Source organism: Hoeflea sp. CAU 1731 (assembly GCF_039888615.1).
Classification (GTDB): domain Bacteria; phylum Pseudomonadota; class Alphaproteobacteria; order Rhizobiales; family Rhizobiaceae; genus Flavimaribacter.
The window spans coordinates 25,427-45,332 of sequence record NZ_JBDQQS010000002.1 but is presented as its reverse complement, the minus strand read 5'-3'; the positions used below and the strand labels follow the sequence as shown (position 1 = coordinate 45,332).

The window sequence follows — 19,906 nt, the reverse complement described above, 5'->3', positions numbered from 1 at the left end:
CACAGCTCAGAAATTCAGCGAGATGTCGCGGTGATCGGCCTGGCAGGCTGCAACGAACAGGGCCTGCGCGCGCGTCATGTCCTCCTGCTGACGAATGCCGATCGTTGTCTTGATTGAATCGACATAGGTCTGCAGACCCGGCCGCAGCGCGGTATTCGCCTCCGTGCGCCACGCAAGTTGCGTATCGTACTCGGCGACTGCAGCGTCGATTTCCTCCGCCGCCTTCGCCTTGTCGATCGAGTTTCCGCGCAAGGCCCGACGCGCGTCCGAAACCGCGGAGCGGATGTCGTCCGCGCCGCCAATCTCGCCGAACTTGCTCGCCAGTTCGCCAAGCGGATCTTCCATCGCTTCCGGCGCGCTGTCGGCGATACGCTGAGGCATGGCCTTCAACTCGTCTTCCAGCGCCACGAAGGCGTCATAGGCGTCCAGGCTCGCCAGCGCCATCGCCACCGGCTCGAAGGCCTGGCGCGAGGCTTGCTGGTATTGACGCCGCAGCTTGGTTTCACCGTTCACCAGAGCCCGGAACTCGTCAAAGGCCGGTTCCCAGGTCTCCGGAATCTTGCCTTCGAGCGCGTCGCGATCTGCCGTCAGCACCTCGACCCGCCGCTCCAGTTTTGCCTTCCGCTCCGCCTGGCTCGGATCGCGCAACCGCCTGATCTGTGTTTCCAGGTCATCGATGCGGCCTTCAATGCCGCGAATATCGCGCTCGACGCCCCTCACCTCGATATGCAGCGGCTTGTAGCCGCCGCTTTCCCGCTCGACAGTCGCGGCGGCCTCGTTCGCCTCGTCCAGCGAAGCGATCGCCACTTCCACCTTGTCGAAACTGTCCTCGATGGATTTCGCCATGCGCTGCGGCAGAATGCTCCAGTCGAGTTGGCGCGCCGTCTCGACACTGTCGAGAATTTCGCCGCGTCGACCCGCCAGTTCTTCCGTGACGTAATTGTCCACGCAATAGGTCAGACGCGGGTTGCGCGGCGGCGGCGCGGTTTCCGAAAGCAGCGAAACGCGTCCGGGCAGATAGTTCACCAGTTGCGGCGTCATGCCGACGACGACGAGGGCGACCAGCTGGATGCAGATGAACGGAATGACCCCCTTGTAAATCTGCAGCGTCTTGACCGCGGCCGGCGCCACGCCGCGCAGGTAGAACAGCGCGAAGCCGAAGGGCGGCGTCAGGAAGGAGGTCTGGATATTGAGGCCGATCATCACGCCCAGCCACACCGCCGTGACGTTCGCAGACGGGTCGGCGAGCAGGATCGGCGCTACGATCGGCACGACGACGACGGCGATCTCGATGAAGTCGAGGAAGAAGCCGAGAACGAAGATCACCGCCATGACGATAACGAACTTGGTCCAGAAGCCGCCGGGCAGCCCCTCCAGGAAGTCACGGACGAGGTGCTCGCCGCCAAACGCGCGGAACGCCGCCGTGAGGATCGCGGCGCCCAGCAGAATGATGAAGACGAGAGACGTCGTCTTTGCGGTTTCGATCATCACGCTTTGCAGCGTGTTTTCGATCTTCAGCGCGCGCCATCCGCTCCATATCAGAGCGACGATGAGGCCTGCCACGGCGACGATGGCGAAGCGAACGCCCCAAACGCTCGCCGAGCTGCTTTTGATATTGGTGTCGAAGTTTGCAAGCACAAAGCCGATAACCGCGAGACAGATCAGCGCAAGGATCGCAGGGTAGTAGGCGTCGCGTGAGCCGTCGCGCAATCGGTAGCCGGCCATGATCAGCGCTCCGCCGGCGCCGATCGCGCCGGCCTGGTTCACGGTGGCGATGCCGGCGATGATCGATCCGAGCACCAGGAAGATCAGCGCCAGCGGCGGCGTCAGGGTCATCAAAACCTTCAGCGCGAAGCGGAGATCATACTTGCCCTCGTAATGCACCGGCGGCGCAAGCTTCGGCCGGATCATGGCGACGATCAGGATGAACGCCATGTACAGGCCGACAAGCACCAGGCCCGGCAGCACGGCGCCGAGGAACATTTCTCCGGCGCTGGTCGATCCGACGTCGAAGATCGACGGCATGGTCAATTCGCCGGTCGAATCCTTGTAGAGCGCCTTGCGCGCGGTTCCGGCCTGGTCGGCGGCGCTCGACAGCTGGTCTGCAAGGATAATCAGCACGATTGAGGGCGGAATGATCTGTCCCAGCGTGCCGGACGCGGCGATCGTGCCGGTGGCGAGCGGCGTGGAATAATTGTTGCGCATCATGGCGGGCAGCGAAATCAGCCCCATCGCCACCACGGTCGCGCCGACGATGCCGGTCGTTGCGGCCAGCAGCGCGCCCACGAAGATCACGGAAATGCCAAGGCCGCCCGGTATCGGTCCGAACAGCTGAGCCATCGTGATCAGCAGGTCTTCCGCGATCTTCGAGCGCTGCAGCATGATGCCCATGAATATGAACAGCGGAATCGCTATCAGCGTGTCGCGTTCAGGTTCCCAGTAGACCCCGCGCAAGTTGGTCACGCCCGCGCTCAGCCATTCCGATGGCCCGCCCTGCCCGAAAAACGCGTCGATATTGCCGAAGAACAGAAGACCGCAGCCGGCTGCGATCAGGATCGTGATGATCGAGGACCCGGGAAGCGCGAAGGCGACCGGATAGCCGGAGCCGAGCGCAAGCGCCATCAGGACGACGAGGAGAAAGAGGAAATAGAGTTCCATGATCAGCCCCTACTGCCCCATGTTTTCACCGGGCTGATATTTGCCCGGCTCGCCGCGATAGTCGGCGATGGCGTCCATCAGATAGGCGACGAACTGGATCATCATGGATATGGCGAAGACGCCGAGGAAACCAGCCATCATGTATTTCACGTACATGCCGAAACCGGACTGGGTCACTTCGAAGTTCAGCATCGGACTGTTGATGATGGAGCTCTTCTGCCCCATGCCGACGATCAGGATGGTCCAGCAGAATGTCAGCCCCATCAGCAATGTGCAGACGGCGTTGACCACCGCCTTCGTCTTGTCGGTAAATGCGGCGTAGAACACGTCGACGCGGACATGCCCCTCCTCCAGCAGCGTATAGGCGCTGGCGAAGAGAAACAGCGCGCCGTACCAAAAGCGCACGAGATCGGACATGAAGGCTTGTTCGTATGAGAAAATGAAGCGCAGTAACACGATCGCCAGTTCCGCCGCCACGATCAGCAGCGCCAGCCACTGAAAGCCGAGGGTTCTCGTGAACATCGCCAGGATGACGCCGACGCCGAGCAAAGGCAGATGGACGTACACCCCGCGGAATTTCGAGCGGCCGAGATCCTGGGCGACATCCGCGCTCACGAAGGCCTCAAGCAATCCCTCGACCCTGAGGAACGACAGCGTCATGTCGGCGACGCCGACAATCAGCACGCTCCAGAAAGCCGCTCGAATGAAAAAGGTGTTGATGGCCGTGACCCGGGCCGCGTCCTGTCGCAGGCTGGTGGCCGAACTCCGCGCGACGTAGAAGATCGCAAGGATCACTCCGAGCGGATAAAGTAGCGTCTGCAGCAGGCCCGTGGCGCCGGCGTCGCCATGGAAAACAGCGTTCGCGCCCGGCCACCCGCCAGCGAAAGTCAGGAAATTGTTGACGAGGTACGCCAGCATGACGGCCAAGACCGACCATCCAAACCAGCGCACGACATTCGGAAACGACATCGCTGCCGTCGGTTGGCCCGATTGCCAATTGGACATGTCTTCCCCCGAAGAGCTTCCCGCTTATGGCTGTTTGGGGCTTTTTCGCGCCGCCTGCTTTTGTCGCAGGCTTGTCGCCGCCGCTTTCCACAACCGCTCTGTTGCGGCAAGGCGAATGACCGCCTTGCCGCGATTTCGTGGATCGATGGCGATCAGCGACCGATAACCCGGTTACGCTTCTGCACGTAGGCCATGTCCGACAGAGCCGTCCATGCGCCGATCTCGTCACGCTTTTCGAGAACCGAGTCGTAGATCCGCTTCGAAAGGTCGTCGTAGTCGCGCGCTTCCTCGATGACTTCCGCCGACGCCGAACCGAACGCGTCGTAGACGTCGTCGTTGAACTCGCGCAGCTCAACGCCGTGATCGTTGATCAGACGGTTCAGATAGGCGCCGTTATTGGCGTTGGTTTCGGAAAGCGTCAGGTTGTTTTCTTCCGTACACGCGGCCTTGATGATTGCCTGTTCGGTCTTCGGAAGGCTGTTGTACCAGCTCTTGTTCAGACCCATGGCCAGCATCGAACCCGGCTCGTGCATGCCCGGCCAGTAGTAGTACTTGGCCGCTTCATAAAACTTCATGAAGTAGTCGTTGTACGGGCCAACCCACTCCGTTGCGTCGATCGCGCCGGACACCAGGTTTTCATAGATCTGGCCGCCGGGCAGAGACACCGGAGACGCGCCGAGCTTGGCCATGACGTCGCCGCCGAGGCCCGGAATGCGCATCTTCAGACCTTTCAGGTCGTCAGGCGAATTGATTTCCTTGTTGAACCAGCCGCCCATCTGGACGCCGGTGTTGCCGGCTGCGAAGTTTTGCAGTCCGAACTGGTCCGCGAGTTCGTCCCACAGTTCCTGTCCACCGCCGAATTTCGTCCAGGCGTCGATTTCGGTGCTGGTCATGCCGAATGGAATGGCCGTGAACGGCACCCAGCCGGGGTGCTTGCCCTTCCAGTAATAGTCGGCGCCGATATAGGCCTGCGCATTGCCTGACGCGACTTCGTCGAAAGCGTCGAACGCGCCGACGCGCTCGCCGGCTGCGTAATATTGCACGTCGAGACGGCCGTCCGTCAGTTCGCCGATACGAGCCGCCAGGCGCTGGGCGGGAAGCCCGAGACCCGGAAAGTCGCGCGGCCAGGTCGAGACGATAACCATCTCGGTGGTGGACTGGGCGACCGCCGGAGCGGCAAGCGTTGTAGCGGCGCCCGCAAGCGCTGCGCTTTTAAGAAATGTACGTCGTTCCATTAAGATCCTCCCATAGGGTGATGACACGACCAAAGTTCCCTTCTCGGTCGTTGAGGCTCCATATGGACTTTATCTTCCAAAGTCCAGAGCGCCCGTTTCCAATCAAACACCAACTTTAGTGTAAGGTCTAGCTGGAAGATCAGACACACACGGGCATAGAATGTACGCCAGCCTCACCGTTCCCGCTCAGCCCGCCAGACCTCGCCCTGACGTTCGCATGTGACGCCGCGAATATGTTGTCCATTTGTTGACGGACCGGAATTCCGGTCCGGCGAATTCAGATCCAACGCGCCCACTTTTCTATTTTGGCAACAAAGAACTTCGACAGGCTGGCAATCAAACCGAACATTGTAGGATCCGCAAACGAAGCACAACATGTTGACCAGTTGGTCAGAATTTGATTTCATCCGTATTGCGCTGTTACGGCTACGACAGAAGCTGCGCGCGTCCCGCATCGTCGTGAATCAACGGATTCTCATGGCCAAACCAGACAAGACTGAAGTGCCGATCGCGATCATCGGCGGAGGGGCCGCAGGTGTGTGGCAGGCCGCTGCGCTCTCCATGATTGGCGCGCTTGATCTCACGATCGTGGAACCCAGCGAAGCACTCGGTCGGGGGCTTGCCTACTCAACCTCAAATCCCGGCCATTTGCTCAATGTCACCGCCGACAAGCTCGACGCGCATCCGCTGGAGGGATTTGAACGCTTCATTCCCTGGCTTGAGCGCCACGGCATGACAGCGGGGGAGACCTATTTTCCGCGCAAGGTTTATGGCGACTACATGGACGAAGTCGTCTCGGCGATCCGCGACCGCGCCCGCCTTTCGCACCATGTCGCGCGCGCCAGATCGCTCACGCCTGTACCCGGCGGCTTTCGCGTGGTGCTCGATAATGGTAACGAATTGCGCGCAGAACAGGTCGTGCTGGCGCTGGGAAACCTGAAGCCTCGCCGCCTTGCGCCCATTGAAATGCCCGGACTTGCAGAAGACCCCTGGAACATTCCGCAAGCCGCCATGGTTGGAGCCGACGAAGTGGTGATCGCCGGCACGGGCCTGACAGCCATCGACGCGGTCCTTTCCGTCGCAAATGTCTCTCCGAACGCAAGATTCACCCTGGCTGCAAACCGGCCTTTCATGCCGCCGAGCGACGCCAACAACGTCAGCTGGCCAGGCGTCGCGGATCTGACATGCGACCGACCGTCAAGACTTTGGCGCTCAGTCATCGCCGGGATCCGGAGCAATCCGGAACGCGACTGGATTGCTGTTGTCGAGGCGTTGAAAACACGAACCGCCGAATTCTGGCAGAGCTGGTCTCCCCGCGACCGCGCCACTTTTGCGCGCCATGGCTTGCGCCATTGGCTCCATCACCGCCATCGAACGCCGCCGCCATCCCACAGAATGATTGCCCAATTGATCGCCAACGGCAGGTTGATGCTTTGTCGAGGACGCATTTCCAATATTCGCAAAGCGCCGTCGGGACTGGCGTTGCGTGTCGGTGACCGGGAGATGACGGCCGATCTCGTGATCAACGCGACCGGCCCGAGCGTCGATCCGCGCGATGAACCGCTCCTGTCCTCGGCGCTGGATGACGGCCTGGTTACACCTGACCCTTTTGGCCTGGGATTGAAGGTCGATCTTTCGGGACAAAGCGAAACTGCAGACGGATCGCCTGTGAAGGGGCTTTATATTCTTGGCGCCTGGACGCGCGGCGTGTTTTTCGAGGTTGTCCCGATTCCAATGCTGCGCAAACATGCGGTGAATATTGCTGCAGACGCTTCGCGCCATGCTTCATGGCGATCCGGGTAACTTATTTTTAAAGCTTTTTTGATCCGCAGCATTTGATGGGAGCCATATGGTTGAGAAGAAGCAGATCAGAAAGTCGGCGCATCGGATAGGCAATCGCAGCGTCCGAATGCGAAATACGTTGAAGATCCTCTCCGCCGCCGAGAAGGTCTTTGCGGAAAAGGGGTTCGACGGCGCGACGACTCAACAGATCGCCGATATTGCAAAGCTCCCGAAGTCGAACGTGCACTACTATTTCAAGACCAAGCGCGATATCTACCTGGCCCTCATGCAATCGATCATGGCGCCATGGCTGGAATCGTTTCAGGCCATCAGCGTGGACGATGATCCCGGCGACGCTCTGACCGGGTATGTCAAACGCAAGGTCATGTTGTCTCGTGAGCGCCCCCTGGCTTCGAGAATATTCGCGAACGAGATGATCAGGGGCGCGCCGGTCCTGTCGGATTTCCTGCGCAACGAATTGCGCAAGTGGGTCGAGGAAAAGACCCAGATCGTCAAGCAATGGTCCGAAAAAGGAAAAATGGACGACGTCTCGGCGGCGCATCTTTTCATAATCATTTGGGCCGCGACCCAGACCTATGCGGATTTCGAAGTCCAGATTAAATCCGTTCTCGGGCGCCAGAATCTCGAAACCGATGATTATGACGCCGCTGCGGAGCTGATCACGCGCATGGTGCTACGCGGATGCGGTATTCATGGCGATCACAAAGTAAATCAGACATAGCCCAACAACACTCAACTGCACTTGACCAATTGGTCAAGTAAAGCTACGAATCGCACCCGGTTCTGGATGTTGTTTTTATGCGTAAATTCATCCAGCTTTGAGGAACCAGAAGACCGGTAACATCCGGCATGTTACCAACAGTTGTGAAAGCGGCGTTGGACAACAAGTAAAACAGGCAAAAGCGCCGACTGACATCATGGGTAGGAAACGCCTGCGAACAAAAATCTCAAACGCAGGAGTGTTTCGTAATGGTTCTCAAGTTAGACCGCCGTCGGTTCATCGGAACGGCGCTTGGCGGCACGGCCGCATTGGCGATGTCAAATCGCTTTGCATCAGCGCAAACCTATGATGTCTCCATCGCCTATGGCAGCGATGGCTACACTTGGTCTGTCCCTTATGTCGCTGACGGAATTGGCGCTTGGGCGAACCATGGACTGAACGTGACCGCAGCGACCTTCGCCTCCGGTCGCGAGTCTCTGGAATCTGCTCTCACCGAGGATTCCGATTTCGGCACCTCCACCGATTCGCCCTACCTGTTCGCCGCGCTTCGCGGACTGAAACCGATCGTATTCGCAAACTACCAGCGATATTCCAAGGACATGAAAATCGTCATGCGCACCGAACGCGGCGCAGTACAGGACGACCCCTCCTCCCTTAAGGGCAAATCCATTGCGACCCGGATCGGCACCAGCGGCCATTACATGCTTCACCGCTATCTGGAGATGGCGGGGCTCACCAAGGACGATGTAACTGTCGTCAACATGACGCCCGGCGATGCAATCAACGCAGTTGTGCGGGGCGACGTGGACGGAATTTCCTGGACCAGCCGGGCAGCTTTTGTGGTGCAGGATGCGATCAAGGACGACGCCTTCATCATGACGCAGGATGGTCTGGAGGAGTATTTCTCGAGCCATCAGCTCATGTGCACGAACACGTCGATAGTCAGTGAAAGACCCGAAATCCTCAAACCTGGCGTCGCGGCCATGCTCGAGGCGGAGAAATTCATAGCAGAAGACCTGAAATGGTCGGAAATCGTCGCCGAACGCACGAAGACGACGCCGGATGCGGTCATTTCGGAAACCGTCGATTTCGAGTTCGCCCTGCGCTTCGACGACAAGTTCCTCGAGGATCTGGTCAAGGCCGCTGAATGGGCAATCGCCGAAAATCTTATCAAGGCGCCGGACAAACCTCTCAAGGATATCTTCCTCGAAACCTTCTACACCGAAGCTCTCGAAGAACTGGCGCCGGATCGCGTAACACTGAGCGCGTAGGAAAAACCGATACTGTCGCAGCCGTCTCGGGAAGCCTCCCGAGGCGGCGTCTTACATGGTGGAACGAGCAATAGCGGCTACGCATGACTGCATTAATAGAAATCAAGAACGTATCGAAAATCTACGCGACGTCCGACGACAGCGCGACATGGGCCTTGCAAGGCGTGTCGGTGAACATCGAACAAGGCGAATTCATCTGCGCGATCGGCCCCTCGGGTTGTGGCAAGACGACGCTTCTCAATATCATCGGCGGCTTCATTTCTCCGACGGAGGGCGACGCCCTGCTCAACGGAAATGCAATCCAGGGACCCGGCCCCGACCGAGGCGTCGTTTTCCAGGAATACGCTCTCTTTTCATGGCTTACCTCCCGCGAAAACATCGAGTTTCCCATGCGACTAAAGGGCGTATCTAAAGCGGATCGACGCGCGATGTCAGACAAATACCTGGAGATGATCAACCTGACCCACGCCGCGGACCGCTATCCAGGTGAATTGTCTGGCGGGATGCGCCAGCGCGTCGCCGTCGCGAGAGCGCTGGTCAACGAGCCCCAACTCCTCCTGATGGACGAGCCCTTCGCCGCCGTCGACGCGATGACCCGCGCAAGTCTTCAGGAAGAGGTGCTGCGGCTCTGGGAGAAGCTGAAATTCAGCGTCCTGTTCATCACGCACAATATCGAGGAAGCCGTTTTCCTTTCGAGCAAGATCATCATCATGTCTCCCCATCCAGGGCGGATCAAGGAGATCGTGCCGGTCGACCTTCCCTACCCGCGTGATCGCGCGTCTCCGGAGTTCGGCGCGCTCTATGCGAAAGTAAACGAGGCATTCCACACATGAGCGTTCAGACGACGTCGAAGCAAGACAGTGACGGCCCGGAAGCGGCGGTAAGCCCATTCCATTGGCAGGAACAGGAGCAGGCGTTCCTGCGTAAGCTCAATGCGGAGAAACGCAAGAAGACCATATCGCAGCTGACGCTCAATCTTCTTGGGGTCGTGCTGTTTCTTCTGCTCTGGGAAGCGACGCCGCACGTGATTCCCTGGATGAATATTCTGCTGTTCCCGCCCCCGTCGGACGTTGTCGGCACCCTGGTCGAACTGGTCGAATCGGGCGAGCTTCTCGAGAATATTGCGATAAGCATGCAGCGCGTGCTGCTCGGCTTCGCCTTAGCCGCTGTACTCGGCATCGTCGCCGGCCTGTTTACCGGTCGCATCGCCCTCGTGCAGCACCTGAGTGATCCGGTCCTGCACGGAATGCGGTCGATACCCGCCATTGCGCTCGTACCGCTTTCGCTGCTCTGGTTCGGCATCGGCGAGGCTTCCAAGGTCGCCCTGATCTCCTGGGGGGCGTTCTTTCCCATCTGGCTTAACACGTTTACCGGCGTGCGGGATGTGCCTCCAGTACTGGTCCGGTCCGCCAAGAGCCTTGGCGCGACGCCTTACCAGACGATGTTCAACGTGATCCTACCCGCTTCTCTGCCTTTCATTCTCGTCGGTTTGCGGCAGGGGATCGGCATCGCCTTGATCGTTCTCGTGGCCGCCGAATTGGCGGGAGCAAGTTCTGGCGTCGGTTACATGGTGGCGACGTCCCATCAGTTGTTCAGGGTCGACATCATGTTCATCGGCATCGCGACGCTTGGTTTCCTGGGGTATATGGTGGATCGCCTGTTCACCTTTTTGCAGAGCCGGATATTCCCCTGGTATTCCTCCAAATAGCGAGACACGACCTCAATGCCTCCTTCTGATACGCCCGCCGCGAACACTATTTTTCTCGGCGGGCGCGTAAGAACGCTGGATGCGCGGGGAACCTGCACTGAAGCGATCGCCGTCGCCGGAAACCGTATCGCAGCCGTCGGATCCAATGATGATATTCGCGCGCTCGTCGGGCCGTCCACGAAGGTCATCGAACTGGATGGCGCCACCGTCATTCCGGGATTCAACGACACGCACGCCCACATGGACCGCGAGGGTCTGAAATCGATCAGACCCACCCTCAAAGGCGCGAAATCCATCGCCGATGTCCTGAACAGGATCAGGACAGCGGCCGCAAACACGCCTGCGGGAGAATGGATTGTCACCATGCCGGTGGGCGAGCCTCCATACTACTTCGGCGGACCTGACACACTCGCCGAAAAACGCATGCCGGATCGGAACGAGCTGGATCTTGCGGCTCCCGACCATCCAGTGTGCATCTCCGCTGTTTTCGCCAATTGGGGACAGCCTCCCGGCTACACGGCCCTCAATTCGCGCGCACTTCGCCTTAACGGAATAGACCGAGAAACCAAACCCTCATGTGATGGCGTCGAGATCATGCGAGACCGGTTCGGCGATCCGACCGGAGTTATCGTGGAGGGTAATCCACGGCCGACGGTTGACAATGACCTGTTGCCGGCTGTCCCGCGCTTTACCTTTTCGCAACGCAGAGATGCACTCGTTCGCTCCATGCAATTGTACAACGCGGCTGGAACGACCAGCGTTTATGAGGGCCACGGCCTTTCCGAGAGAACGATCGACGCCTATCGCGAACTGTGGCGGCAGGATTTGCTCACGACACGGCTTGGATTCGTGCTGAGCCCCGCCTGGGAGAGTTTCCGGGAAGCGCGCGCCGCGCTGAACGATTGGGCGTCGGAGGCCAGAGGCGAGACGAATGACGATTCCTGGTTTAGAACCTGCGGACTTCATGTCGCCTTTGGCGGAAATTCCGTGTCTGCGGCGTTGTCGAGAAAGTCATTGCCGGACACCGGATGGGCCGGTTTTGTCGAACAGGCGAATGACGAATCCGACTTCCTGGAGTACTGTATGCTTTGCGCAGACAATGACATCCGCATGCATACGATCGCATTGGACAATCTTCACCGAATTGTTCCAATCCTCGAGAAAGTCGCCGAACGCTTTGACATAAGAGGCAGGCGTTGGGTGGTCGAACACATTGCGCGAAGCCGTCAGGAAGATCTCGACAAGCTCAGACAGATGGATATTCTGGTGACGACCATTCCGGTCTATTTCGTCTGGAAGGGCGGCGCCCGCTATTTCGCCGACGCCGATCGAGGAGAATCGGTCGTCCCTATACGCTCGATGCTCGACAGCGGTATGTACGTCGCCGCAGGAACGGACAACATTCCCTATGATCCGGCGTTCACCTTGTGGAACATGGTCACGCGCCAAGAGCGCACCACCGGAAAGGCTCTCGGTCCGGGCCAGGCTGTGACCTCGGAAGAAGCGCTGCGACTCATGACTGTGGCGGGCGCCATGCTGACAGGCGATGAAAAGGAAAAAGGCCCCCTGACGCCGGGCAATCTCGCCGATCTTGCGGTTCTGGCTCAGGATCCTGTGACGCTCGCGCCTGAAAAACTGACCGAACTTGAATGCCTCTTCACCATGGTCGACGGGCGCCTTGTTCACCAAATGACGTGATTACGCGTTCATCACGGGATAGCTGTAGGGGTTCATCTCGTCAGCCGTTCTGCCTAAGGGGTCCCAGTCCTGCAATCCGGCCCAGAGGCCCTGCGCCATCTTGTCGGCCGAAGCGCGCAACTGTGCCAGATCGACGCCCTCCACGACGCGGTTTTCCATTCTGACAGAGCCGTTGATCATCACCGTCGAAATGTCATCCGCTATTCCGCATTCGACCATGGCCCGTATCGGGTCGCGCACCGGCCCTACGCGCAGGCCCTGATTTCCGGTCATGTCCACAACGGCGATATCGGCCTTCGCTCCGACGGCCAGCCGGCCGATGTCATCGCGCCCGAGCGACCGGGCAGGCCCGATTGTCGCCGCGTCGAAAACGTCTGCGGCACTCGCCGAATAGAGATCCCGGGAAATTACTTTTCCGAAGTAGGACGCCATGCGCATTTGCATGAACATGTCGCGCGGATAGGTGTCGGTTCCAAGGGCCAGGTTGGCGCCTGATTCGCTGTAGCGTTTCCAGCTATCGAGGTAACGCGCCCTGCGCGCAAGATTGACGGGACAATGCGAGACGGTGCAGCTATGGCTGCCGATCAGATGCAGGTCATTGCTGCCCGAATAATGCAGCGGGGCCAGGTCCCCGACAAAATTGCAATGACCGAAGTTGAGCAACGGCCCCAGCTCGGTCAGCCCGATTTCCGCCAGGAACTCAATCGGCGTTTTGCCTTCGCGCACGGCGATGTCGTAGAATTCGTGAATGTTGTAAGCAGCGTGGATGGCGACCGGCATCTTTCTTTCGCGTGCGATCTCCAGGCCCCGCTGCAACGCGCCGGGCGTGCAGGTGTCGCTGAAACGCGGCGTCAAGGCGCCGCGAATGCGGTCATCGGCGCTCCCCTGCACGGACTCGATGAATTTCAGACCCTTGGCCAGTTCCTCGTCGCCCGCAGCTTCGTCCCAGAGGAACTTCGGCATGCCCTTGTCGTTACAGCTCCAGGTTCCCGACTCGAAGCCCGCCGCAAGGTATGCCCGGTTACCCATTCGGGCGACGGATCGCGCCAGCGCCTCCTGCATCGGCTGCTTCGCGCCGAACTCAAGGAAAGTCGTGATGCCTGCGGTGATCAGTTCACACGTGGTGAAGTCCGCCTCCAGTTGCGTTCGTTCGGCAGCCGTCATGCCGCTGATCTCGTCGACCGTCTTGCCTCCCGACCACACGGCCCCTGGCCTGCCGATCGCCACTTCCAGAAAGGGCTGTCCGAACAGTTCCGGACGCCCGCTATCGGAAAAGAGTCGATGCAGCGCCCGCGAACCGGCGTGAACGTGGACGTCGATGAAACCGGGGATCACCGCCGCGCCAGAACCACCGATGATCCGTTCCGGCGCTCCGTCGTATGACGTTCCGACATGGACGATGCTGTCGCCCTCCACGACCACGACGCCATTGGGAATCAGGACATGACGATCGCCGTCATTGGCGACGACCCAGTCACCGGTAAAAAGTGTTGCCATTTCAGGGACTCATCGGTTGGAGGACGGAGACAGAATGTCATCCGCCGACTGGAGTGGCAACCTTCGCAGCCGATAAACGACAGTCAATCGACCGCCGGGCCTATATCCACCTTGATGATGCGATTGGTGCTGCTTTGATGGATCAGGAGTCCCCCGTCCCGGGCCGGCCGCATGTGTCGCACGATTCCGGCGTAAACCTCACCGGATGGAATGGCCCAGCTCTGGAACTGCTCCGTCGCCGGATCGAACCGGACGAGCGCGTCCGGCCTTCGCCGCGATTCATTGTACCAGACAATCCCGTCGACCACCGCCAGCGCGTAAGGATGCGAATCCGGCCCGCTCGGCGAAGGCCATTCCGTGATCTCGCCGGTTTCCGGCTCCAGCCGCCCGATTCGTCCAAGAGACGAATTGACGAACCAGATATTGCCGTATGCGTCGATATCCAGGCGCCGGACCTTGGTCTTCGGGTCGGGCAGTTTGACCTCCGTCAGCGCCATCGTTTCCGGGTCGACCCTGACCAGGCAATTGCTGCCGTTGCAGGCGATCCAGGGAGACCCCCCGGCGTCGATCTTTACGCCATATGGCCGCGCCCCCGGCGTCTTCATCCTGACGAGCCTGATGTCGCCCGATCGCGGATCGAGACGCCCGACCATGTTGCTCTGCTGAAGCGTAAACCAGAGAATTCCGTTCCCGTCGAAGATTGCCGTGTGCGGATCGCGCGCCTCGGGATCCGGCATTTCGAAAACCGTGATCTCTTCCGTGGCCGGATCGAATTTGCCGATGGTCCCGTTCTTGTTGCCTGTGTACCAGACATTGCCCGATGCATCGAGCGTCACCGAATGCGGCATGGAGCCAGGAGGCAGAAAATACTCTGTCATCTCGCCGGTTTCGGGATTGATGCGCCCGATCAGGTTTCCCCACTGCCCGGCCCACCAGATGGATCCGTCCTCCGCCTCGATCGGGTCGCGGGAGCGCTGTCCAAGTGTGGGCGTGACCCACTCCGTGAACCTGATCAGGGCGTCGCCCGGCCTTAATTCCGGAGCCCGATCCCGGTTGGGCGGGAAATGCAGGGCCAGGTACTCCATGGCCTGCGCTCTTTCTTCGGGAACGCCGGACAGATCGATCATCGTGCTCGTAAGATCCAGCCAACCTTGCGCGTCGTAGCCGGAACTGCTGGTTATCGTGCTTGCGCCATGACAACCCGTGCACACGCCTTCCACGAATTCAAGCGCCTCCCCGTCAGGAAACTCTCCCGCCGAAGCCGGCGCGCCGGCCATCGCGGACATGAGGGCCGCCGATACGATATGCAGAAAAACGCGCCAACCGTTCGCCATGACCCGACCTCCCGTTGCAGGCCTGTCCGCTATCACGCTGTAATGGTCAGGATGGGGTCAACCCATGCTTAACGCCACCGGCTTCAGAAAGCGACAGCGGCGACCATGCGCGACATGACAGGGTTGAATTATAGCTTTTCGCCAGGAGTTGCGGAAGTGGTTTGATGCGACCGGCATGCAATCCGGTAAAGCGGCTTTCCGTATTCCGTCAAAACCGGAAAAGGACGCCCGCCCAGGCGCCCTTCCCCGTTCTTGTGCTTACTTCGGAAACACCAAAGCCGGCGGTTCCATCATCGGCGTCAGCGGCGCCTTGACCGCGTCCTTGGCGTCCAGATCGAAACTCATCAGGTCGACGCTGCGCAGAACCTGGTCCTTGTAGCTCTTCACGTAGTAGCGCCGGTTCTTGAGATCTGCGATGGCCGACCACTGCGTGTAGTCGGGCGACTCCTTGGAGTCATTTGGCTTCACAAAGCCGATCGGGATATCGAAATTGTTGATGATGTGTTCGGCCAGCCGCACGCTCTCTATGCCGGAAGGCACGCGCTCGGCCGACGCCGTGTAGCCCAGTGCGCGGATGAACCGCGACGGCGGGGTCGGATCGCCAGGAATGCCAAGAAGGCCGGATCCTTGGCCGAAGCTGTCGACCTTGTCGCCGAAGATTTCCATCGAGTCGACATTGACCGGCGATATCTTCACATAGTTGCTGAGGTTGGTCAGATGCCAGTCGAACCCGGGCGAGTTGGTCATGACGCCGACAGGGTTGTCGTAGATCTTCAGCTTGCCGTCGACCGGCTCGACCACCAGCGACGCGCCGCTCTCGTCGTGAAAAACATAGTGGAACGGCGGCACCGCGCCGAGCGAGGATTCGACGACGCCGACCACGGAAATGTCGGCGATCGCCGCTTTCACCTCGGCGACGGTCGTGTACTGGGTCAAAGCCCAGGTCAGCACTTCCCACGGCGCAAGGCCGCTCTTTGCGTCAATATCCTTTGCGTCGGCGTAACCGGCGTATCCCGGAAAATAGAGGATGCCTCCGGCGAGACCCTTTTCATTGACCCCGTCAACCACCTCCGGAAGGTCGAAGGCGTTCAGCCCGACAACGCCATATTTGCCGGTCCAGTCAATGCCTTTGCCGTCCGTCACGACGCTGGTGAAGGAATATCCGCGCGGCACGACCATCATCTCGGAATCCAGTTCGAAACCAAATTCCATCGTCCGTCCGTAGACGCTTTCACCGTCGGAGGTCGGCAGCAGGAAGCTCGTGCAGGCGGCTGCGGGCTGCACCGCCACCATTGCGGCGGTAACGGCGGCCGTGAGCGCCGTTCCCGCGCGACGTTTCAGGTGTTTCGTAGTTTGCATGGAAAAATCCTTCATCGGTAAAATCATTACGAACGGTGATCCCGTTTGGCTGGTTGCGCCTTTGGACGGCGCGACAATGGCTCACGGGTAGAGGACGATGCGCCCGGCTCTTCAGGATGTCTCGACATATGCAGGTCTGTTTGTTGTCGCCATCACGGTTTGCAAGCAGAATCTCTTCGAGTTGAAGAGTTCCGAAAGCATCGGATGTGTCATATAATCACCGCGACCTTGCAAATTTATTACGATTATCGATCGGCTTTGTCGTTTTACGAAGTTTAACTGGTTTTTCTGCGTTTTAGCGCAAGTTCCGGTTCCGCAACCATGTATAACAAACGTTGCACAAGCGCTTATTCTTTAACTTGAGAAATCGCGCCGCACTATGCCGCAGAGGCGCCCTGCACAACCCTTGGCAATTCCTTGCGCAGAAACCGGATCAGCGCCTCCACCTGCGGCGGCGCGCCTTTGCGGGAGGGCGTAAGCAGGCTCAGTTCCGGCAGGCCTGCGGTCCAGTCTGGCAACACCCGGCGCAACTGACCGGCGACGACTTCCTCGCGACAGACATAGTCCGGCAGAGCGACAACGCCCAGCCCTTCGGCGGCCGCCCGCTTGAGCGTCACCATATCGTCGCTGCGCAGACGCACGTCGCAGGGAATGGTCGCGGTCGCCCCCCCGGCGTCCTGCAGCAACCAGCAATCGCCGCCGGGCCGCCATCCCAGCGCCAGGGCTTCACACCCCTTGAGGTCGGCGGGCGCTTCGGGAGCACGGGTCTCCAGATAGCCCGGTGACGCAAAGAGGCTCCAGGGCGCCACCGCCAGCCGCCGCTGTACCAGCCGTGAATCCGGTAACTGCCTGGCGTGTCCACGTATCGCAACATCGACCCCCTCCTCGATCAGATCAGCGAACGCATTGGTTACCTGCAGGCGCACCACGACCCGCGGGTTTTCGGCGAGGAACACGGGCAGAAGGCCGCTTACGGCGAATTGCGCCACGCCGACCGAACAGGACAGCGTGACCGATCCCTCAAGAAAATCCTGTTTTCGCCGCACCGCCGCGTCGGCCGCGCCTATGCAATCCAGCGCCTCTCTGGCGTGCTGAAAGTAGGCCCTTCCCGCCTCAGTCAGCGTCAGGCGTCGCGGATCCCGATGCAACAGTTTTGCTTCCAGCGCATCCTCCAGTTGCCTGACATGACGGCTGATCCGCGATTTGGGAATGCCGAGCGCCCGCGCGGCGGCCGAGAAACCGTTCTTTTCTACGACATTCACAAAGTAGAAGGCGTGGTTGAGATCCATGACGTCCCGCGTTTGCTGCAGTTGCCGTTCCATTTATGGAACGAAAAGTTCCGTTTTCAACGGATTTTCCCGAAATCGCGCTGTCTCTAGGTTCAAATCCACACGAAACGAGAAAGGAAAGTCCAATGACCATCATCAATCCCGAACCCATGACGCAGGACGACGCCGCGCTAGTTCTGATCGACCACCAGGTTGGCCTGATGACCGGCGTCCGCGATTACTCTGTAGCGGAGCTCAAGCACAATGTCGTGGGGCTGGCCAAGGCTGCGAAGGCGCTCGGCCTGCCCATCGTGGCGACCACCACCTCGGCCAGCACGCTCTGGGGACCCGCATTTCCGGAACTGGTCGAAGCGCTGCCGGGTCAGACGGTAATCGACCGCACCTCGGTCAACGCCTGGGACGACCCACGCGTCGCTCGCGCAATCGAGGAGACGGGCCGCAAAAACCTTGTCTTCGCCGGCGTCTCGCTTGAAGTCTGCGCCGCCTTTCCGGCAATGACCGCGCAACGCAGGGGCTACAATGCATATGTGGCGATGGACGCATCCGGAACCTTCAACGCAACGAAACGCGAAACCGGCCTGTTGCGGCTTTCCCGGGCAGGCGTGGTGGTCGCCGACGGCGCCAGCCTGATGGTCGAGATTTTGGGCGATAATGCCCGCAATGTCGCAGGCGAGGTCTATGCCGCGCTGGATATGGACTGGGCCAACCTCGTCGGCCAGGTGCGCACTAGCGCCGCGTGAAACCGTCGCGAAGCCGCTGCCCTCCCCTTTCCCGCACCGCTTGTGTTCAACATGATCGGCGGGAAATGGAAACTATCGATTCTTCAGATCCTGATCTTTCGGGGAACAAGACGATTCGGAGAGTTGCGTCGAGAGATTGACGGCGTCGCCCAGACAACGCTGACCAGTCTGCTTAGTGTGCCTGAAAAGCACGGGCTGTTCTCAATGAAGGTCTATCCGGAGGCGCCGCCCCGTGTGGAGTATTCTGCGACGCCGGACGCCATGGCGTTGCAGCCGGCGCTTCACGCGATGCACAAGTGGCGAGCGGATCGGGATGAAAGCCACAGCACGCGACGCAGCCAGCGCTAGTGCCCCGAATCTGAAGTTCGTTACATCCTGCAGCGCGCATTTCTCGAACTTCAGATTCGATATGGGCACTAGCAAGATAATGATTCTAGTGTGGTTTATGGATTTGAAGTTCCGGTATGAGACAGTTGCTACAATGTAAGGAAATTCAATTCCACCACACTAGCTGCAGTAACCTGTGGCAATGCCGTCATTCTTTCATGAAGAGCAGATGGCGACATCGCGCGCATCGCCGCAATCCGGTTGCTTTCCACCCGACAATTGCGGCGAAGACCTTTATTTCCGCCAATACAGAACAAAATAAGAACAATTCCTTGCAATTTCAGGCTATCCGTGCTATACTCCCTGCCCAAAATCTCGATAAGGCGTCGCCGTGAATTCCAGCCATCAGACCATTTCACTCTGGGCATTTAACGCTGATCCCGGCGCGCTGTGACGGCGGATCACATCGTCCGCCGCAACCGCGCAAACGCCGGCAAAAGCACCGGCCCGAGAACGCCGGCCGGCAAGGCGGCCGCTGCGGGAAACGCCCGCAGGCACGGCGCGACCGCCCGGCCCGAGCGGTCGCGCGTCGGCCTGTGGCTTCGCATCATCCTCGGCCGCCCCAACCTGACGCTTGCCGATTTCATCCCCTGCGACGAGCGCAGCTTCCGCGCGCTGGCGCTCGCCGAAGCCGAGGCCCGGCTCGAGACCTGCGAACGCGCGCTGCGCGATTTCGAGGCCGGCGCAAACATGGCCGCGCCCTATCCGGACCACTGCAACGATGCGGAATTGATGACGCGCGCGCTTGCCGGCGAAACCCTCACGCCGTCTGAAGACCGCAGGGTGATGCGCCTGTTCACCGCGCTCCTCGACCCCCGCGCCGCGCGCCGGATGGAAGATCCCGACCGCCTGCTTCGACGCTACCGCAACGAGGCCCGCGCCCGGCGCAAGAAAGCCTTCGCCGCCTGGATCAAATGTCCTGCTGAAGCCGAAACCCCGCCGCCGGACACGCCCGACGAACCGGAGAATCCCGGTTTCCCGAAACAAGGCCAGATTGCCAAAGCGCCGAAAAAAGCAGATTCCCGAAACGAAGCCAGATCTGCAGAATTTCGTACATTATATAATGGCTACAATAGCTTGAACCAAAGTCTCGATTCAATCCCACACGGGAACCCGCACTTAGTCAGCGCGTTACCACAGGAGAAACGCTTTTCCGGGCCATCGCCCGGCTAGTATTGCGCGGTCTGTTGTCATGCCTTTT

Annotated in this window: 17 protein-coding genes; 9 read left to right on the top strand and 8 right to left on the bottom strand. The window is 59.8% G+C overall.

The genetic code is table 11. The features are described 5' to 3' along the window. Window positions 1-6 precede the first annotated feature (6 nt). The 3 genes from AAFN47_RS04305 to AAFN47_RS04295 form a co-directional block, all read right to left on the bottom strand. Window positions 7-2,658 (bottom strand): TRAP transporter large permease, encoded by a 2,652-nt coding sequence (locus AAFN47_RS04305; RefSeq protein WP_499807987.1) that lies wholly within the window; start codon window positions 2,656-2,658, stop codon window positions 7-9. A 9-nt stretch (window positions 2,659-2,667) separates the two neighbouring features. Then, on the bottom strand, window positions 2,668-3,663 hold the full coding sequence (locus AAFN47_RS04300; protein WP_499807986.1) for a TRAP transporter small permease subunit: 996 nt from the start codon (window positions 3,661-3,663) through the stop codon (window positions 2,668-2,670). Window positions 3,664-3,815: 152 nt separating this feature from the next. Next, window positions 3,816-4,898, bottom strand: a complete 1,083-nt coding sequence (locus AAFN47_RS04295; RefSeq protein ID WP_499807985.1) for a TRAP transporter substrate-binding protein — start codon at window positions 4,896-4,898, stop codon at window positions 3,816-3,818. Between the two features lie 477 nt (window positions 4,899-5,375). Here AAFN47_RS04295 and AAFN47_RS04290 point away from each other — a divergent pair, with 477 nt between their 5' ends. The 6 genes from AAFN47_RS04290 (at window position 5,376) to AAFN47_RS04265 (ending at window position 12,099) form a co-directional block, all read left to right on the top strand. Further along, on the top strand, window positions 5,376-6,701 hold the full coding sequence (locus AAFN47_RS04290; protein ID WP_499807984.1) for an FAD/NAD(P)-binding protein: 1,326 nt from the start codon (window positions 5,376-5,378) through the stop codon (window positions 6,699-6,701). Window positions 6,702-6,807: 106 nt separating this feature from the next. After that, window positions 6,808-7,422 carry a TetR/AcrR family transcriptional regulator gene (locus tag AAFN47_RS04285; protein WP_499807983.1) on the top strand — a complete coding sequence of 205 codons (615 nt, stop codon included), beginning with the start codon at window positions 6,808-6,810 and terminating at the stop codon, window positions 7,420-7,422. Window positions 7,423-7,670: 248 nt separating this feature from the next. After that, the gene (locus AAFN47_RS04280) at window positions 7,671-8,693 is read left to right on the top strand and encodes an ABC transporter substrate-binding protein (protein ID WP_499807982.1); all 1,023 of its coding nucleotides are present in this window, start codon (window positions 7,671-7,673) and stop codon (window positions 8,691-8,693) included. 83 nt (window positions 8,694-8,776) lie between these two features. Continuing rightward, complete coding sequence (locus AAFN47_RS04275; RefSeq protein ID WP_499807981.1) at window positions 8,777-9,526, top strand: ABC transporter ATP-binding protein; 750 nt, start codon at window positions 8,777-8,779, stop codon at window positions 9,524-9,526. Beyond that, entirely contained in the window at window positions 9,523-10,401 is an 879-nt protein-coding gene (locus tag AAFN47_RS04270; protein WP_499807980.1) for an ABC transporter permease, read from the top strand. The genes AAFN47_RS04275 and AAFN47_RS04270 overlap by 4 nt, the downstream gene beginning before the upstream one ends. Before the next feature lie 15 nt (window positions 10,402-10,416). After that, window positions 10,417-12,099 (top strand): amidohydrolase, encoded by a 1,683-nt coding sequence (locus AAFN47_RS04265; protein WP_499807979.1) that lies wholly within the window; start codon window positions 10,417-10,419, stop codon window positions 12,097-12,099. Here AAFN47_RS04265 and AAFN47_RS04260 read toward each other — a convergent pair whose 3' ends face one another. The 4 genes from AAFN47_RS04260 to AAFN47_RS04245 all read right to left on the bottom strand — a co-directional run bounded on the left by AAFN47_RS04260 (window position 12,100) and on the right by AAFN47_RS04245 (window position 17,611). Beyond that, window positions 12,100-13,596 carry a chlorohydrolase family protein gene (locus AAFN47_RS04260; RefSeq protein ID WP_499807978.1) on the bottom strand — a complete coding sequence of 499 codons (1,497 nt, stop codon included), beginning with the start codon at window positions 13,594-13,596 and terminating at the stop codon, window positions 12,100-12,102. Between the two features lie 83 nt (window positions 13,597-13,679). After that, window positions 13,680-14,930: a Vgb family protein gene (locus tag AAFN47_RS04255; RefSeq protein WP_499807977.1), complete on the bottom strand. Its 1,251-nt coding sequence runs from the start codon at window positions 14,928-14,930 to the stop codon at window positions 13,680-13,682. 258 nt (window positions 14,931-15,188) lie between these two features. After that, window positions 15,189-16,289 (bottom strand): linear amide C-N hydrolase, encoded by a 1,101-nt coding sequence (locus tag AAFN47_RS04250; RefSeq protein WP_499807976.1) that lies wholly within the window; start codon window positions 16,287-16,289, stop codon window positions 15,189-15,191. A gap of 377 nt (window positions 16,290-16,666) precedes the next feature. Beyond that, complete coding sequence (locus AAFN47_RS04245) at window positions 16,667-17,611, bottom strand: LysR substrate-binding domain-containing protein (protein ID WP_499807975.1); 945 nt, start codon at window positions 17,609-17,611, stop codon at window positions 16,667-16,669. A gap of 92 nt (window positions 17,612-17,703) precedes the next feature. Here AAFN47_RS04245 and AAFN47_RS04240 point away from each other — a divergent pair, with 92 nt between their 5' ends. Continuing rightward, the gene (locus AAFN47_RS04240; protein ID WP_499807974.1) at window positions 17,704-18,318 is read left to right on the top strand and encodes an isochorismatase family protein; all 615 of its coding nucleotides are present in this window, start codon (window positions 17,704-17,706) and stop codon (window positions 18,316-18,318) included. A gap of 51 nt (window positions 18,319-18,369) precedes the next feature. After that, complete coding sequence (locus tag AAFN47_RS04235; protein ID WP_499807973.1) at window positions 18,370-18,666, top strand: winged helix-turn-helix transcriptional regulator; 297 nt, start codon at window positions 18,370-18,372, stop codon at window positions 18,664-18,666. Window positions 18,667-18,794: 128 nt separating this feature from the next. Here the strand turns inward: AAFN47_RS04235 and AAFN47_RS04230 are convergent, their stop codons facing one another. Next, complete coding sequence (locus tag AAFN47_RS04230; RefSeq protein WP_499807972.1) at window positions 18,795-19,073, bottom strand: hypothetical protein; 279 nt, start codon at window positions 19,071-19,073, stop codon at window positions 18,795-18,797. 22 nt (window positions 19,074-19,095) lie between these two features. On the opposite strand from AAFN47_RS04230, the gene AAFN47_RS04225 reads away from it, so the two are divergent. After that, complete coding sequence (locus AAFN47_RS04225) at window positions 19,096-19,878, top strand: hypothetical protein (protein WP_499807971.1); 783 nt, start codon at window positions 19,096-19,098, stop codon at window positions 19,876-19,878. Window positions 19,879-19,906 lie beyond the last annotated feature (28 nt).

What these genes read in the sequence shown, in the direction of transcription:
- AAFN47_RS04305 (WP_499807987.1), bottom strand. Translation starts at nt 2,658, where the DNA reads ATGGAACTCTATTTCCTCTTTCTCCTCGTCGTCCTGATGGCGCTTGCG.
- AAFN47_RS04300 (WP_499807986.1), bottom strand. Translation starts at nt 3,663, where the DNA reads ATGTCCAATTGGCAATCGGGCCAACCGACGGCAGCGATGTCGTTTCCG.
- AAFN47_RS04260 (WP_499807978.1), bottom strand. Translation starts at nt 13,596, where the DNA reads ATGGCAACACTTTTTACCGGTGACTGGGTCGTCGCCAATGACGGCGAT.
- AAFN47_RS04285 (WP_499807983.1), top strand. Translation starts at nt 6,808, where the DNA reads ATGCGAAATACGTTGAAGATCCTCTCCGCCGCCGAGAAGGTCTTTGCG.
- AAFN47_RS04280 (WP_499807982.1), top strand. Translation starts at nt 7,671, where the DNA reads ATGGTTCTCAAGTTAGACCGCCGTCGGTTCATCGGAACGGCGCTTGGC.
- AAFN47_RS04295 (WP_499807985.1), bottom strand. Translation starts at nt 4,898, where the DNA reads ATGGAACGACGTACATTTCTTAAAAGCGCAGCGCTTGCGGGCGCCGCT.
- AAFN47_RS04265 (WP_499807979.1), top strand. Translation starts at nt 10,417, where the DNA reads ATGCCTCCTTCTGATACGCCCGCCGCGAACACTATTTTTCTCGGCGGG.
- AAFN47_RS04240 (WP_499807974.1), top strand. Translation starts at nt 17,704, where the DNA reads ATGACCATCATCAATCCCGAACCCATGACGCAGGACGACGCCGCGCTA.
- AAFN47_RS04290 (WP_499807984.1), top strand. Translation starts at nt 5,376, where the DNA reads ATGGCCAAACCAGACAAGACTGAAGTGCCGATCGCGATCATCGGCGGA.
- AAFN47_RS04250 (WP_499807976.1), bottom strand. Translation starts at nt 16,289, where the DNA reads ATGCAAACTACGAAACACCTGAAACGTCGCGCGGGAACGGCGCTCACG.
- AAFN47_RS04235 (WP_499807973.1), top strand. Translation starts at nt 18,370, where the DNA reads ATGATCGGCGGGAAATGGAAACTATCGATTCTTCAGATCCTGATCTTT.
- AAFN47_RS04270 (WP_499807980.1), top strand. Translation starts at nt 9,523, where the DNA reads ATGAGCGTTCAGACGACGTCGAAGCAAGACAGTGACGGCCCGGAAGCG.
- AAFN47_RS04245 (WP_499807975.1), bottom strand. Translation starts at nt 17,611, where the DNA reads ATGGAACGGCAACTGCAGCAAACGCGGGACGTCATGGATCTCAACCAC.
- AAFN47_RS04275 (WP_499807981.1), top strand. Translation starts at nt 8,777, where the DNA reads ATGACTGCATTAATAGAAATCAAGAACGTATCGAAAATCTACGCGACG.
- AAFN47_RS04230 (WP_499807972.1), bottom strand. Translation starts at nt 19,073, where the DNA reads ATGCCCAGAGTGAAATGGTCTGATGGCTGGAATTCACGGCGACGCCTT.
- AAFN47_RS04255 (WP_499807977.1), bottom strand. Translation starts at nt 14,930, where the DNA reads ATGGCGAACGGTTGGCGCGTTTTTCTGCATATCGTATCGGCGGCCCTC.